The organism is Methylobacterium nigriterrae (genome assembly GCF_037106235.1).
Taxonomy (GTDB): Bacteria; Pseudomonadota; Alphaproteobacteria; order Rhizobiales; family Beijerinckiaceae; genus Methylobacterium; species Methylobacterium nigriterrae.
Genome location: NZ_JBAWTG010000863.1, coordinates 1 through 271, shown reverse-complemented (window position 1 = coordinate 271; position 271 = coordinate 1). Strand labels below are relative to the sequence as shown.

The following is a 271-nucleotide window of genomic DNA, read 5'->3' as shown; positions in this document are numbered from 1 at the left end:
ACCAGCTCGAGAACGCGCTCCTGAACCTCTGCATCAACGCCCGCGACGCCATGCCGGACGGTGGGCGCATCACCATCGAGATCGCCAACAAGTGGCTCGACGAGCGTGCCGCGCGCGAGCGCGAGCTGCCGCCGGGGCAGTATCTGTCGCTGTGCGTGACCGACACCGGCAGTGGCATGACACCCGATGTCATCGCTCGCGCCTTCGACCCGTTCTTCACCACGAAGCCCACCGGCCAGGGCACGGGGCTCGGCCTTTCCATGATCTATGG

1 protein-coding gene is annotated in these 271 nt (G+C 66.8%); it reads left to right on the top strand.

Going from position 1 to position 271, the window contains the following annotated elements:
• On the top strand, nucleotides 1-271 hold a 271-nt coding region (locus WDW90_RS39470; protein ID WP_336493040.1), incomplete at both ends, for an ATP-binding protein.